Here is a 14,258-nt window from a genome sequence, read left to right on the forward strand (position 1 = left end):
CAAACAAAGCGGTAATGGATGCAGATCCAAGCTCGTGCGCGGGCTTGGGTCTTTTTCGTATTCCGAATGATGGATCACAAGAGAATGCCATTTGTCGGTTGACCCCACCACGATAAGGGAGTATTATTTTACCAATTTAACTTGTTGAAGGGAGGATATCGATGGTTAATATTCAGGCCATTGTACTGGACTTGGACGGAACCCTGCTCGGAAGCGATAAATCCGTATCTCCTAGAAATTATGAGGCTGTGAAGAGGTGTCATGATTCCGGCATTCCTATCCTTATTGCAACGGCGCGGCCGCCTAGAGCGGCTAATCATTTTCTGAAGAAGTTTCCTTTCGCAGACTACATGATCTATTACAACGGCGCTTTAGTGACATGCCAGTCCAAGCAATATGAGCGGCACTTCAGCATCCCTATGGAGATTAGCCAACAGATTACTCCATTCATCGGGGGTCGTGCGCCTCACTCGATAATCTCTTACGAGGTTAATGATTTATGGTATACGTGCAGCCCCGTTCCCGACTCCCAGTGCGCTTCACTCGGAATCCGCCCGACGGACCCGAAGCCCCAGGTTGTGGATCAAGAATTTATTCATACTCTTTCTCCGACGAAAATATTGGTACTAGGCTGCAGCACGACCTGGGGGGAGATAGTCGAGCGGTTCGGCGACTATGTGAACGTCATCGCAACCGATGAGGGATTGTTGGTTCAAATCATGCAAAAATCGGCCTCCAAGGAAAACGCCGTGCAAGGCGTGCTGAACGAAATCGGAGTGAAACCAGAGCATGTCATGGTGTTCGGGGATGACTTTAACGATTTGGGTCTATTCCAAATATCCGGCTTTCCGGTTGCCATGGAGAATGCAATCATGGAACTTAAAAGTTACGCGGCCCACATAACCGACTCCAATGACAATGATGGTGTAGCTGCTGCTCTTGAGCGATTTGTGTTGTAATCAACGCAAATCGTTCATATTCGGGTTTCGGCCCTGAATCGCTCCAGCTTGCGACTGCTCGCAGATACCAGCCACAGAACGGTGCAGCAGCATGGCCCATAGAGAAGCCAGTATTGCCATTGCGGCACCAAGATCTTCAAAATGCCGATCTGCAAAAGGGAAATATGCGCCGCGAAGATGACAAGCAGCGTTGCCGCTCTCTTCCAAGGACGACGCGTCGCGGTTACGCCCGCGGCAAAGACTATCGCTTTGAAGACGCCGTATATCGAGGAGAAAAAAATATCGTCATGATACGGATCTTCGAAAACGCCAATATGGAACATCCGCATGCCAGCCAAAGCCATAAAGAAGACGAGCGTCCCCACGACACTCCACGCAAGCATCACAAGCGTCACAAACGGGATCGTACGGCTGCGGCCCGACAGCCAAATCGGCCATTGTCGGGCGAACAGGAAGAATACGAGCATTGCGATGATCGTGTACGCCGTTCTCCACCAATGGTGCTCATAAACGCCCAGTTGAAGGAACGTCCATTCGACTCCCCCATAGGCAAATGCAAGACACGCCATCCACCGCCAGTTCAACCTATATACGGCTATGAAAGTGGCGGCTATGGGCACTGACAACAGATTGGAGACAACGGCCCCCAAAACGCTGTCATAGTAGGGGATTTTGACAAGGCCAGGGGAATAGCTGTAGCTATCGCTCCAGACGAAAATAAAAAATTCAAACAAGTAAATGAAACCGGAGAAGGCAAGCAGCAGGATCAACGGCCTCACCGTACGTTGTCGAAACAGCAATATGACAAAGGCGATCATGCTAATCGCGACTAATAGCAGATAAGGTAAGAAGTTCGGCATAGGTCCCTTTTCCAAAAGTAGTTATTCCTATTTTAACCATGCTGGACGCGTAGTAGCCGCCCGTGCAACGTTTGATCGAAATGGAACGTCTCTAAACTAGAGGTGGTACAAATGAGGAGAGCTATCCATATCTCAATCATCATCGGGTTAGTGCTTATTATTATTTGTGGATGTGCTAAAGAGGATGCGAACGACGAAAAAATAGCGGAACAGTACGTTGAGAATCAAGGTTATATAATGACTTCGCGAAAGGGCGAGATTCACCAGTACGTATTAGACAAAGGCATGCTATTAACAACGCATGATAGACAGATATGGGCCGTTCAAAAAGAAGAACCCGAGAAGTATCTCGGGAAAGAAATAACCCTATACGGTTTTACAGTGAACAACCATCCGCTAGGAAAAATATATAACAGGGAAACCAACGTCTCTGTCATGGTTTGCGAAGGCAAAGTCATTGGAGGGACCTCCTTCCCGGTTCAAGAAGAATTGCTTTTACTTGGGGCGCCTTATTCGCTTGACGGCAGGACATTGGAGGAGGTTAAAGGAGTTTCGTATCAAGAATGGACGGAAGGCTGGGACAAGAAATACGGTAACTAGCATTCATTATTAGATTCTATAATCAAAATGACCACATGCGGCAGGAATAGAGCCTGTACGTATCCATTCCACAGCCTGCAGCACGAGGGGCGATGAATTGCGGGAAGTTACTTCATCAAGAGACAGCCAAACAGCCCCGTTGGAATCTTGCCCTTCAAACGATTCAATGGCTTTCGTTGTCTCCTCTGAATCAACATCAACTTCATATAAAATGGCAATATGATGTACACGTTCTGCTGTATTGTCTCGTAATGTCCACATCACTGAGAAGTCACAAACCCCAATATTTTTAAGCTTTCGAACGGTATGTCCCGTTTCTTCGCGGAGTTCCCTTATGATTCCCTGCTCTAAGGTTTCCGTCTTTTCTAACCGACCGCCAGGCAAGTCATATTTACCTGTGTAAGGACCTAAGATTTTTTGGATAACTAACATACAGTTATTAACCACACATATTCCATAAACCCCTATATGCCGATAAAAATTGTCGTTCATATCACTCGTCCTGCCTCCAATAAACGGCATGAACCGTTTGGCCGCCTCTAAACCCGCGGATTCCGTTCTCGATTTCGCTTCTTACTGTAGCGAGCATTTCCTCATCCAAGGACTGGAGTACCTCTTCAATGGCAAGTTCTGTAATAACCTGTTCGTAAGATAGAGTCCGGGGCGGGACATCGATCCAAAGAGACAGCTCTTCGCTAAATGCCTGGAGATGATCGCCGTACTGTTTGACTATCGATTCGACCCTTGCTTTATCGCTTATACCGGCGGTCTCGAACGCTTCTTTCATCTGCAACCAATGCTTGTTTAGAGCCAGGAGGGCATGTCGTACATGCTCACCGGACCGGGGATGTGTGATTTTAACCGCTACGGAGGCAAGGCCCTCGGAAAAGAAGGTAATCGTCTCATTTGCCGGCACGAGCTTCCAGTTGCCTTGTTTATCAACAAATCCCGTACGATCCTCGGTTCGAACAAAGGCTAATCCTTCATGAAACGAGCGTGCCTCAAGAAACCGCGGCGGGATAGCCCAATTACCTGTAGAATCCAAGTAGCCCCACAGATGATCGGCTTTAGCTGCTGCGAGACCCTCTTGGAAGTCCTGCGCTTCCGTTAGTAGAGGCTGGACGACCCACAAACCTGCTTTGTTGATGAAGCCTTGTCTGCCGCCGACATCTACTCGCGCTAAGCCTTCGGAGAAATGGTACGCGAAATCGAATTGAAAGGGAATCACTAGATTTCCTTGCGCGTCGATATAACCATCCTTATTCCCACTGCGCACGGCAGCCAAGGATTCGTGATAGGTGAAGAATCGGTCCCATTCTAACGCGATGGTAAGGGTCCCTTCTTTATTGATCTGCCCATACTTTCCGTTCATTCCGACACAGGCTGTACCGCCAAAAAAGGGCATAGCTTCGTCGTAGGCGTATGGAATCACAAGGCGCCCTTCGAGATCGATGAAGCCGTATTTATTTTGAACTGCGACGGCTGCTCGATCTTCCGTAAACCGAAGGCTGTTATCAAACTCAAAGCCTGTGATTGGCTTTCCATCACGATCGATAAAGGCTCTTTTTCCATCGTCACGGCTCACAATGGCCAAGCCCTGCCAATAATCGCCGATCCAATCGTAACGATCGCTGGTTCTTTGTCCGCTAGCATCAATGAAGTACCATCTTCCGCGCTCGCTCACGCGCGCCCTTCCTTCCTGGAATGGAAACGCGATTTCGAATTGCGGCTCGATGACATACTCCTCTTGCATATTCACATAACCATACTGGGTATCCTTCGGCATTCCATATTGATTAAATGAATGTCGCATCTCTTGTTCCCCTTCTGTCCAGATAGATTCTTTCGGGTCTAGTAATATTCCAAATTGTATATTACCATATTTTAGAATAGGAGAATGAAGGTATCAAGTATTGAGGTTAATGGTTATTTTTCACATATCCAAGAATGAGGTGATACTCATCACTCGTATCATTTTCTATGTCTGTATTGCAGCGGTTTTTGTCTAAAGAATAACGAAAACCAACCCGGAAAGAGGTGGCATTGAATTGCGGGTTTTGGTAACTTGCTTAATCGTGGTGTTATTGTTAACAAGCTGCAACAATTATCGGGAAACCTTCATTATGGAAGGTGAAATAACATTCATAGATGCCGAAAAAAATCAAATGGATATTAACGGCCAGTCCATATACGCGGACAACATTTCTAAATATGAGATAGGTCAAAAAGTAAAGGTTACGTTAATTGATACAACCAGCCAAGATGACTGGGACCCCGAGGATTTCAAAGTGAAGGAAATCGTGGTCATAGATTTAAACGAGGAACGCTAGCGCTGAAGCGTTAGTGAAATCACTATTTCAAAATGAAGGGACAGTACTAACATGGAAAATGTATCGATTGAAGATAGATCGGAATCAATTAATTCTTTACAATCGACAGTCCGCAAGCTCGAAAATGCCTTGTCACAGATGACTCAAAATGGCTCAAGTACAACCCTTGTAAAGAAAAGACTTAAAGCTGTTTCCATAGGGCTATCCATGTTAGAACATGTTTGGAATAAAAAACCACACCAATTCACTAAGGAAGAATTAGCGGAAGCTCGTGATACTATTACCCGCCTATTTCCCTCGATTGAAAACAGTTATGCGAAGTCAAAGGCGGGAAGTCCCCAAAAAACGCTTTTAGAAAGAAGAATGAGAGCGTTGGAATTAGCTATTCAGGCGATTGACAACTCCGAGATGGATCTTTAGTGAAACGGGGCATTATCAAACTGCTTGGAATTGTTGTCATTTGCCTGGGCTTATTATTAGGGTGTAATTATTGATGAGGAAGGCGGACCCAATTCTCATATGACCTGGTGGGGGAATTAGCTAGCAGTGTGTAAACGAACGGGGACGTTCCATAACAGCAGCAGTCAAGCCGAGCTTGGCCGCTGCTGTTCTATCTTCAAGGGAGTTGCCCGATTACAGCCCGTCGAACCCGTACTCTCGTTCCACTCGGCAGATGCGAACCTTGTACTGCTTATACCATTCCTGCTTGCCTTTGTGTTGAGCCGCCTGATGGGCTTCGTCGCGCTTCCAGCTGCTGATCGCGTCCAGGCTCTCCCAATACGAAACCGTGATCCCCTCGCCCGAGGCGTCTCTTACGCTTTCGACGCCAAGGAACCCCGGCTGCCGCCGCGCCAGCTCCTCCATCCGATCCGCCATACTTCCATATCCATTATCCCCGTCCGTGCGCTTGCTATAGAAGATCACCGCGTAGTAGGGGGTTTTCCTTACTTGGCTGCCAGTTTCCATTCCCGTCCATCTCCTTCGAGGTAGTTTGATTAAATCGATTATAGCTTGCTGCAATGGATAAGAAAATGAACCGAAGGAAATTGATTTTTTTTGTTGCGCCAATGGCGCCGCTAAGTTATGATCGAGAAGACTTATTAAACGCGTTTAAAAAGTGTCTTGGCTAAGGGGGCGAACGATATCAACGAGCGCCCGACTCATCCGAACGATGTGAAAAACGAAATTTTTCGCCGTATCCGCGAGGCGCTCCTAGCCGCGAGCAGCGCCACGAAGGCGGAGCTCAGCCAGCAGCTCGGCATCAGCTTTCCGACGGTCGGCAAGTTTCTGTCGCGAATGGAGAAGGAAGGGGAGGTGCGGCTGGCCGGTCTCGACGATTCGAGCGGAGGGCGAAGAGCGAACCGGTACGCGTATAACCCGGAGTTCAGCCTTGGTCTAGCCGTATTCCTGGAGAAGGCGGAAACCAACTATACGATCTTCAACTGCATGGGCGAAGCGAAAGAGCAGGGCTCAGGCCCCGGCGTCCTTGCGGATGGCGTTCGCGGCTTGTCTGACCTGATCGAAGGATTGCTCGCTCGCTTTCCCAAGCTTTGCTCGCTCGCGATTGGCGTGCCGGGCGCGGTCAATAACGGCAGGATCATTTATATTCCGAGCTATGAGGCGTTCCATCAATTTGATATGAAGAGCTACTTCGAGGAACGGCTCGGCATCCCCGTCGTCGTCGAGAACGATATGAACGCGGCCATCCTTGGATATCATGCCCGCAGGCCCGATGCGGACTTGCCTTCTCGCGTCTACGTGTTGTTCGGCAAGAACGGCGCGGGCGCCGGCATCATGGTAGGCGGAGCCCTCGTGCGGGGGAACACGTCGTTCTCCGGGGAGATCAGCTTCATCCCGCAGTACGACGACCGCAATTTCCTGAAGGCTCTCGATCAGGCGATCGTACCGGGGGATATGACGCCCGAAGGCATCGACGCGGTCAGCCGATTGGTCGCCGCGTTCACGGCCATGATCAATCCTCGCACGATCGTATTCGATCGGGACGAGGCGAACGAGGATTTGCTGTCTCGAATCGCGCGGAGAAGCACGGACTATGTGCCGCGGGAGCATCTGCCGGAGCTGGTCGCCAGCGATTGGAGACAAGATTATTTGCTCGGGCTGCAGACGTTGGGGCTTGGGCTTATCGTGTCCGGGGCCCATAACTAATGAATGCGGACGTACTACACGGAAGCAGGTGAACATCATCGCTACATTCTTTTTGCTTATTATTTATTTGGCTTTTATTAGCTTAGGGTTGCCGGATTCCTTGCTCGGGACGGCCTGGCCCGTCATGCAGGCGGAGATGGGCGCGCCGCTGGATACGGCGGGGCTGCTCTATATGCTGACGGCCGCGGGAACGATTGTGTCCAGTCTTGCGAGCGGGGCGGTAATCGAGCGATTCGGCACGGGGAAGGTGACGCTTGTCAGCTGCATCATGACGGCGGGAGCATTGCTCGGCTTCGCGTTTGCTCCTTCGCTGCCTTGGCTGCTGCTCCTGACCGTTCCGCTCGGGTTAGGCGCGGGTGCGGTTGATTCCGGGCTGAATAACTATGTCGCGGAGCATTACAAGGCGCATCATATGAGCTGGCTGCACTGCTTCTGGGGCGTCGGCGCGACGACGGGACCCATTATTATGGCGGGATTCGTCATGAAGGACTGGCGTGACGGCTTCCTGACGGTGGCAGGCATTCAGTTCGCGCTTGTCGTCATCTTATTCCTCACGCTCCCATTATGGGGCAAAGTAGCACGTCTCAGCTCGAACAACGCGGACGAACAAGCGGCCGCTTCGGAGACAGGGGATGAGCAGTCGGCGGACGCGGGAAGCTCCGTCAAGCCGCTTCGGATACGCGGCGTGAAGGTCGGTCTCATGTCTTTCCTCTTTTATTGCGGCATCGAAGCCTCGGTCGGACTGTGGGGCAGCAGCTTCCTGGTAGAGATGAAGGGCTTGCAGGCCGCGCAAGCCGCCGAATGGGTGTCCTTGTATTACGGGGGCATTACGGTTGGCCGGTTCGTGACGGGGTTCATTACGTTCAAAGTCGGCAATCAGCTTCTCATTAGGGGAGGCCAGCTCATGGCGCTTGCCGGCGCGCTGCTGCTCGTTCTGCCGCTGCCGCCCGCATTCTCGCTGGCGGGCTTGATTATCCTCGGACTGGGCCTTGCCCCGATCTTCCCGTGCATGCTGCACGAGACGCCCGCGCGCTACGGCAAGCGGCACTCGCAGCGCATTATGGGCTATCAGATGGCCGTGGCCTATACGGGCAGCACGCTTCTGCCTCCGCTGCTCGGTTTTCTGGCTTCGCGCACGACGATTGGCATATTTCCATTCTACATTGCGATATTCGCAGCCGCGATGCTGTTATTCTCGGAGCTGCTGGGCCGTCTATTGGCCGGCAGGCGAGAAAGGACCGCCTAAAGAAAGCCCCGTTCTTCTTGTCATAAGAAGAACGGGGCTTGTTCATGCATCCGTGCGGACGCTTCTTAGGAATGCTTCTTGGTAGCTTTGGTGCGATACATATTCTCGTCGGCCGTCTTGATCAGGCTGGACAAGTCCTTATGCTCCTTTTCGTTATAGACGGCGGAACCGATCGAAATCGATACGCGGAAGCCCATTTCATCGGACAGGGCGGCAATCTCTTTCTGAATTCGCCCCATAAGCACCTCGACCCCCGACTGCTCTTTGTATTGGCCGAGCACAAGAAATTCATCGCCTCCCCAACGGGACACGATATCGATCTTGCGGGTGTTAAGCTGAAGAATTTGGCTGATTCGCTGGAGGACGGTGTCTCCTATTTGATGATTGTATACATCGTTAATTTCTTTGAAGTTATCGCAATCCAAGAGAAGGACGAACAGATTGCTGCTTGTCCGGCTGGCGATCGCCGCGATCTTGTCGAAGGATTGGATGACGAACCGGCGGTTGTAGAGGTTGGTGAGAACGTCCTTCTCGGAATAGTACAATGCTTTGTCATACTGGTGCCCGGCCCAATAAGCGAGGGCGAAGAAGAGCGGGTAACCCAGTATGTCCATCATGTCGACCATCCCGTCGCGCAAGTAATAATAAAGAATGTATACCGTATGAAGGGACAGCGTTATGCTTACTACGAGAAGCCTGCCTTTATATTTCATGCTTGTCACATCCTCATGCTGGTTCTAAAGGTGCTGCGCTGTAATTGGGACTATTGTACCACGAAAGCTTATCCGTAAGAAATGAATATTTTCTCCAGCTGCTGGCAAGGATGTAAATAACATTTGGTCATACAAGTGAGATGACTAGAGCGTGGATTTGCAGACAAGGCAGCGGTTTCTCGTGATGCTCCGGGCATTGTAGCGGAACAAAGGGGAGGAGCTCGTTGACTGGGTGGAGACCGCCAAAGCCGAGGGCTTCCGATATTAAGGGTGTTAACTATGCCCCATCGTTCCGAGCGGGACGGCGTGGGCTTTTTTCGTTGCGCTTGCATCAGGGATTTAAATGGCTATATTTGGGAATAATGCCATGGAGACAATCCTGTTGGAAGGAGCGGGCGGTAATCATGCATATAGGCGTAACCCTATTGATTTTAGGGCTGAACTGGCGATTCGGAACGTTCCGCCGCTGGCAGGAGTTTCATGCGACACTGCTCTATGTAACGTTATGCGATCTCCTGTACTAGTGCATTTGCTACAATTACATGCTTTGGACGTATGAGCCGGTCTGGCCGGTCTCCAGCCAGCTATTTACAAATTCAATGTATTCGTTTCTATTTTTGCCCGCGATGACGCTCCTTTATTTGTCGAGGTTCCCGTTCGAGAAGACGTTCCGGGCAAAAGGGATCTATATGGCCAAGTGGTTTGTTATCTTTACGGCGGGAGAGTGGATCTACTTAAGGACGGATCATATGACACATGATCTAGGCTGGACGCTCGCGTGGTCCATGTTATTCTATGTCATGATGTTTGGGATGATCTTGCTTCACCATAAGAAACCGCTGTGGGCTTACCTGATCAGTGCCGGCTTTATTGCATTTTTGATGCTTGTTTTTCAAGTGCCGATTCGTTAGATAGGAACCCGCAATCGAAAGGCGGAGCAGAAGGCAACTTCTGTCCGCCTTTTTTTGCGCGTTATTGCATATGCATAGGGATATTAAGGGGTATTTCCCATTAACTTTACAGCTAGATTCATAGACAACAGCTACGTAAACTCGTTAGAATCATAGGGATGATAGAATTCGAAACAAGAGGAGTGAATCATGAATTTCTCTGCGAAAATATCGCCCTACTTCGTATACGTAGCTAGCTTCGCCTTCATATGGACAGTCGTGCTGTCGGCGGGCATAGGCCATGCGAGCGCCGCGCCGCGGGACTGGAGAGCGCCGATCGCGCCGTCGAAGACGGTCGTATCGGACACAGCGGACACGTACGTATCCCTGTCGTGGAAGGCGGCTAAGGATGATCGAGGTGTAAGTCGTTACGACATCTATAACGAATCGACGAAGGTAGGCACCTCCGTCGGGACTTCCTATAAGGTAACCGGCTTGAAGCCGGAAACGGAATACAGCTTCAAAGTAAGAGCGGCGGACGCGGCGGGAAATTTGTCGCCATTCGGCGGCGCCGTCGATGTGGTAACGGAGGAGAAAGCGCAGGTCAAAGCGGTCATCGGCTATTATACCGGCTGGTCGACGTACAGCGGTCATCAAATTTCCGAAATAGACGGCTCGAAATTGACGCATATTAACTATGCTTTCGCCAACATTGGCCAGGATCTGAAGATTGAAATCGGCGATGTGCATGCGGACGTGGAGAAATGGTTTCCCGGCGATTCGTCCGCTGATCCTTATCACGGCAATTTCAATCAGCTGAGGAAGCTGAAGCAGCGTTATCCGCATCTCAAGACGTTTATTTCCGTCGGCGGCTGGTCCTGGTCCGGCAAATTTTCCGACGCGGCGTTAACGGACGCCTCGAGATCGGCATTTGCGGATAGCGCGGTTTCATTCCTCACAAAATATGGCTTCGACGGCATCGACATCGACTGGGAGTACCCGGTATCCGGCGGCATGTATGGGAATGTCAAACGGGCTGCAGACAAACAAAACTTCACGCTGCTCATGCAGAAGCTGCGCGAGAAGCTGGACGAGCAGGGCGCGAAAGACGGCAAGAGCTATCTGCTAAGCCTGGCCGGTGCCAGCGGCGGCTTCTACCGCAGCAACGTGGAGCTGTCCAAGCTGCAGCAGTACGCCGATTTCATCAATGTCATGAGCTACGATCTTCATGGCACATGGGATAGCAAGACGGGCTTCAACGCGCCGTTGTACCGCGATCCGAACAGCGTCTTCGCCTATGAGACCAGCGTGGACGATTCCATGCAAGGCTACCTGAAAGCGGGTGTGCCCGCGGAGAAGCTCGTGATGGGCGTCCCGTTCTACGGGTATAAATACGACGCAGCGGCAAATACTAACAAAGGCTTGTATCAAAGCTTTAAAGGAGGCACGTCCGTAACTTACGGGCATGTCGTTACCAAATATTTGGGCAAAGGTTATACGCGGTACTTCCATCCCGTATCCAAGGTGCCATACTTGTACAACGGCTCGAGCTTCATCAGCTACGACGATCCGGAATCGATCGGCCATAAGGCCGCTTACGTGAAGGAGAACAATCTCGCGGGCGCGATGGTCTGGTCGCTGACGCATGATTCCAGTGACGGAGCGCTGCTGAAGGCGTTGTACGAAGGATTGCAGGATTAAAAAATAAAGCCGGCCTGCATCAGCGTTTGTGCTGATGCGGGCCGGCTTTTTGGCTTGCGCTTATATCCGTATTCCGCTCTAGTCTCGCTCGTACCAGTAGCCCGTCAAGCCTTTCTCCAGCCGAAGAAGCGTCTCCAGATAGAAATAATCGCCCCAGATTACATAGTCGTCCGGCGCGGCTCCGCCTCTTACCGAATAGGAGCCGCGTTTCAGCAAGCCCTGCGCGTCCTCTTCGCCGATCGTCGAGTAGTTCTTAACGAGCGAGGTCATGGAGCGCTCCACGGCATCTTGCAGCATGGCGCGGTCCGGATCGTCGGCGCTCAGGAAGCCAAGAATTTCGAGCATGCCTGCGGCGGCAATGGCCGACGCCGAGCTGTCTCGTTTCGTCTCCGGCGTGACAGGCGCGTCGAAGTCCCAATATACGACATCGTCCTCCGGGAATCGTTCGATGAAGTAGCGCGCAAGCCGCTTGGCCGTCTCCAGATACTCCGGCTGACCAAGGTAGCGGTAGGCGAGCGCGAAGCCGTAAATGCCCCATGCCTGGCCGCGCGTCCAAGTCGAGCCGTCGCGATAGCCTTGCGCCGTGCCGCCGCGCAGCGAATCTCCCGTTTCTTGATCGAAGTAGAAGGTGTGGTAGGACGAGTCGTCTCCGCGTACAAGGAAGCGGCGGCTCTTATCGGAATGGGTAGCGGCGATTTGGCGGTATTTCTCGTCGCCGGTATGCTTGTATGCCCAATGAAGCAGCGGCAGGTTCATCATGCAGTCGATAATAATGCGGCCGCCGTTCTCGGGATCGTCCTTCCGTCCCCATGCTTGCAGGATTTGCGTCTTCTCCCGCCATCTCTCCAGCAGCACGTCGGCAGCCTCGAGCGTCAGCTTCTTCGCGGCCTCGTCCTTCTCGATGATCCATTGCGCTTTGGCGGAGAGGGAATAGAGGAAGCCGATATCGTGATGGTCGAGGTTGGTCCGGTTCTCGAGCCGGCGGCGGAAGTTGCCGACCGTCTTGGCGGCCGCTTCGCGGAACGCTTCGTCTCCCGAATATTCGTAGCTGAGCCAGAGCATGCCTGACCAGAAGCCTTCGGTCCAGTCGGTATTGTTGTTCAGTTGATAGACCCGGTCACCGTTACTGACATGGGGGAATTGGTCCCCGAAGCGGGCGATGTCCGCCCGAACAACGCGCAGCGCGTCCTCGATTGCTTGCTTCCACATCGTCATAAGAAAGCCTCCCTGTACTTATCGGCGTTTTGTTTGCTTGGATTCATTATAACGCCGATGCGGTTCCGTTTTTTTGTGATAATATATAGCTATATTGCGATTATGCCCAAGAAGGGAGAGAGGACCCGATGAACCGGATCGAGCCGCTCTATATGGGGGAGAGGCCGTTCTTCCTCTCGTACCGGACCGAGAATCGGGACGCGGACTGGAGGATGTATCACGCGCACCAGGGCTGCGAGCTGCTGTACGTGTACGAAGGCGCCGGAACCGTCACGGTGGAGAACCGGAAGCATCCCCTGAAGCCGGGGATGCTGTTCTTCTTCCAGCCGTATCAGCTCCATCAGGTGGAGGTGCCGGCCCGGGCCGACGGGACTTACATTCGGACCAATCTGACCTTCGATCCTCGCCACCTGGAAGCGTATATGGCGCCGTTCCCGAAGCTGCAGGCCTTCCTTCGCAGGATATGGAAGGGTCTTCTGACCCGTCAGGTGTTCGACCTCTCGGCCGACCGGAGACTTCCCGAGCTGTTTCATGAAATGGAGCAGTCCCGCCCGCACTGGGATAATCGCCCTCAGGACGAGGAGGCGGCGCTGGGCCTGATTGCGATCCTGCGTCATTTGCAGAGGGGCGTGTTCTTGGAGGAGGACGCGGAGCCCGGCATGACGGAGAAGGCGTCGGGGCATATCGAGCAAATGGCGGATTGGATCGAAACGCATTACAAGGAACCGTTCTCCCTGGCGCGAATGGCCGAGGATTGCCACTTGTCCCCGTACCATGTCTCCCACTTGTTCAAACGGTATGCGGGCACGACCATCACCGATTACATCGCGGTGCTGCGCATTCGCGAGGCCTGCGCCCTGCTGGCGGGCACGGATAAGCAGGTCGGGGACATTGCCCGCGAGGTAGGGAGCCTCGGCACGCCTTATTTCTGCCAGCTGTTCAAGAAGCATAAGGGCGTGACGCCGCAGACTTACCGCTCCATGGTTCGAAGGGCTTATGAAAGGTAGCGGCGAGGTTTCAGAAAGTTATGCTGTACCTAGTCTTAAGATCATGTATAATGAAAGTTAATTAGTACCAAGGTCACATCACAATAGAAAAGGCAAAGTTACCGAAAGGTAATGACGCAAAGCTATAGGGGCTAAAGTATCATACTATGCCAGCCAGCTGCCGTTAGATGCTAGCTATGGCTGGAGCTTGCCGATTGAGCGGACAAGCTCTATTTGCGTTGCGCCTTTCGGGTCTACCGGGGGAGGAAGATAGAATTGGAGCTTTCGAATTGTACGAGGTGCGGGGGAATGATGGTTGGACGGAAGTCGTTTTTTTGCGCGGCATGCATGGAAGAGATGAAGGAGGACGTGGAGAAGGTCAGGGAGTATCTGCGCACGCATAAACGCCCGACGATTATGGACGTCCACTACATGACGGGCATTCCGGTTCAGACCATTCAGCAGTTCATCAAGGAGGGCATCATCAACAGAGGGAGCTAGACGATCGGGGGCTTGGCGGGGGGAGGGTGGATTTGCGGAACGGAGAGGCTTTATTCCTTGGGAAAAGGGGCTTTTGGAGGGCGCTTTAGAA

Annotated in this window: 16 protein-coding genes and 1 riboswitch; of the genes, 10 read left to right on the forward strand and 6 right to left on the reverse strand. The window is 52.0% G+C overall.

Translation table 11 applies throughout. From position 1 onward, the window contains the following. The first annotated feature begins 161 nt into the window (after nt 1–161). Nucleotides 162–959 (forward strand): Cof-type HAD-IIB family hydrolase, encoded by a 798-nt coding sequence (locus NQZ67_RS18260; protein ID WP_257448708.1) that lies wholly within the window; start codon nt 162–164, stop codon nt 957–959. A 14-nt stretch (nt 960–973) separates the two neighbouring features. Here NQZ67_RS18260 and NQZ67_RS18265 read toward each other — a convergent pair whose 3' ends face one another. After that, nucleotides 974–1,819, reverse strand: a complete 846-nt coding sequence (locus tag NQZ67_RS18265; protein WP_257448710.1) for a hypothetical protein — start codon at nt 1,817–1,819, stop codon at nt 974–976. A 111-nt stretch (nt 1,820–1,930) separates the two neighbouring features. On the opposite strand from NQZ67_RS18265, the gene NQZ67_RS18270 reads away from it, so the two are divergent. Next, nucleotides 1,931–2,419, forward strand: coding sequence for a DUF4830 domain-containing protein (locus NQZ67_RS18270; protein ID WP_257448712.1), 489 nt, complete (start codon nt 1,931–1,933; stop codon nt 2,417–2,419). 9 nt (nt 2,420–2,428) lie between these two features. Here NQZ67_RS18270 and NQZ67_RS18275 read toward each other — a convergent pair whose 3' ends face one another. Beyond that, nucleotides 2,429–2,911 carry an NUDIX hydrolase gene (locus NQZ67_RS18275; RefSeq protein WP_257448714.1) on the reverse strand — a complete coding sequence of 161 codons (483 nt, stop codon included), beginning with the start codon at nt 2,909–2,911 and terminating at the stop codon, nt 2,429–2,431. 1 nt (nt 2,912) lies between these two features. Next, on the reverse strand, nt 2,913–4,232 hold the full coding sequence (locus tag NQZ67_RS18280; RefSeq protein WP_257448716.1) for a WG repeat-containing protein: 1,320 nt from the start codon (nt 4,230–4,232) through the stop codon (nt 2,913–2,915). 310 nt (nt 4,233–4,542) lie between these two features. Here NQZ67_RS18280 and NQZ67_RS18285 point away from each other — a divergent pair, with 310 nt between their 5' ends. Next, nucleotides 4,543–4,749, forward strand: a complete 207-nt coding sequence (locus tag NQZ67_RS18285) for a hypothetical protein (protein WP_257448718.1) — start codon at nt 4,543–4,545, stop codon at nt 4,747–4,749. Between the two features lie 51 nt (nt 4,750–4,800). Beyond that, nucleotides 4,801–5,169 (forward strand): hypothetical protein, encoded by a 369-nt coding sequence (locus tag NQZ67_RS18290; protein WP_257448720.1) that lies wholly within the window; start codon nt 4,801–4,803, stop codon nt 5,167–5,169. A 213-nt stretch (nt 5,170–5,382) separates the two neighbouring features. Here NQZ67_RS18290 and NQZ67_RS18295 read toward each other — a convergent pair whose 3' ends face one another. Further along, nucleotides 5,383–5,715 carry an antibiotic biosynthesis monooxygenase family protein gene (locus NQZ67_RS18295; RefSeq protein ID WP_257448722.1) on the reverse strand — a complete coding sequence of 111 codons (333 nt, stop codon included), beginning with the start codon at nt 5,713–5,715 and terminating at the stop codon, nt 5,383–5,385. Between the two features lie 156 nt (nt 5,716–5,871). Between NQZ67_RS18295 and NQZ67_RS18300 the strand changes: the two genes are divergently transcribed. Both NQZ67_RS18300 and NQZ67_RS18305 read left to right on the forward strand, forming a co-directional pair. After that, on the forward strand, nt 5,872–6,915 hold the full coding sequence (locus NQZ67_RS18300) for an ROK family transcriptional regulator (RefSeq protein ID WP_257448723.1): 1,044 nt from the start codon (nt 5,872–5,874) through the stop codon (nt 6,913–6,915). Nucleotides 6,916–6,952: 37 nt separating this feature from the next. Then, nucleotides 6,953–8,161 carry an MFS transporter gene (locus NQZ67_RS18305; protein WP_257448830.1) on the forward strand — a complete coding sequence of 403 codons (1,209 nt, stop codon included), beginning with the start codon at nt 6,953–6,955 and terminating at the stop codon, nt 8,159–8,161. A gap of 65 nt (nt 8,162–8,226) precedes the next feature. On the opposite strand, the gene NQZ67_RS18310 is transcribed toward NQZ67_RS18305, so the two are convergent. Next, nucleotides 8,227–8,874: a GGDEF domain-containing protein gene (locus NQZ67_RS18310; RefSeq protein ID WP_257448726.1), complete on the reverse strand. Its 648-nt coding sequence runs from the start codon at nt 8,872–8,874 to the stop codon at nt 8,227–8,229. 542 nt (nt 8,875–9,416) lie between these two features. Between NQZ67_RS18310 and NQZ67_RS30385 the strand changes: the two genes are divergently transcribed. Further along, nucleotides 9,417–9,785, forward strand: a complete 369-nt coding sequence (locus tag NQZ67_RS30385; RefSeq protein ID WP_306812939.1) for a CBO0543 family protein — start codon at nt 9,417–9,419, stop codon at nt 9,783–9,785. A gap of 189 nt (nt 9,786–9,974) precedes the next feature. Continuing rightward, nucleotides 9,975–11,465 (forward strand): glycosyl hydrolase family 18 protein, encoded by a 1,491-nt coding sequence (locus NQZ67_RS18320; protein WP_257448729.1) that lies wholly within the window; start codon nt 9,975–9,977, stop codon nt 11,463–11,465. A 78-nt stretch (nt 11,466–11,543) separates the two neighbouring features. Here NQZ67_RS18320 and NQZ67_RS18325 read toward each other — a convergent pair whose 3' ends face one another. After that, nucleotides 11,544–12,680 (reverse strand): glycoside hydrolase family 88 protein, encoded by a 1,137-nt coding sequence (locus NQZ67_RS18325; RefSeq protein ID WP_257448730.1) that lies wholly within the window; start codon nt 12,678–12,680, stop codon nt 11,544–11,546. Nucleotides 12,681–12,808: 128 nt separating this feature from the next. Here NQZ67_RS18325 and NQZ67_RS18330 point away from each other — a divergent pair, with 128 nt between their 5' ends. Next, a complete protein-coding gene (locus tag NQZ67_RS18330) occupies nt 12,809–13,687 on the forward strand; it encodes an AraC family transcriptional regulator (RefSeq protein ID WP_257448731.1) in 879 nt (292 codons plus the stop codon). Nucleotides 13,688–13,768: 81 nt separating this feature from the next. Then, nucleotides 13,769–13,852: riboswitch (cyclic di-GMP riboswitch) on the forward strand. Between the two features lie 123 nt (nt 13,853–13,975). Continuing rightward, nucleotides 13,976–14,167: a hypothetical protein gene (locus NQZ67_RS18335; RefSeq protein WP_257448732.1), complete on the forward strand. Its 192-nt coding sequence runs from the start codon at nt 13,976–13,978 to the stop codon at nt 14,165–14,167. Nucleotides 14,168–14,258: the final 91 nt, after the last annotated feature.

The sequence above is a fragment of the Paenibacillus soyae genome, assembly GCF_024623455.1.
Taxonomy (GTDB): Bacteria; Bacillota; Bacilli; order Paenibacillales; family Paenibacillaceae; genus Pristimantibacillus; species Pristimantibacillus soyae.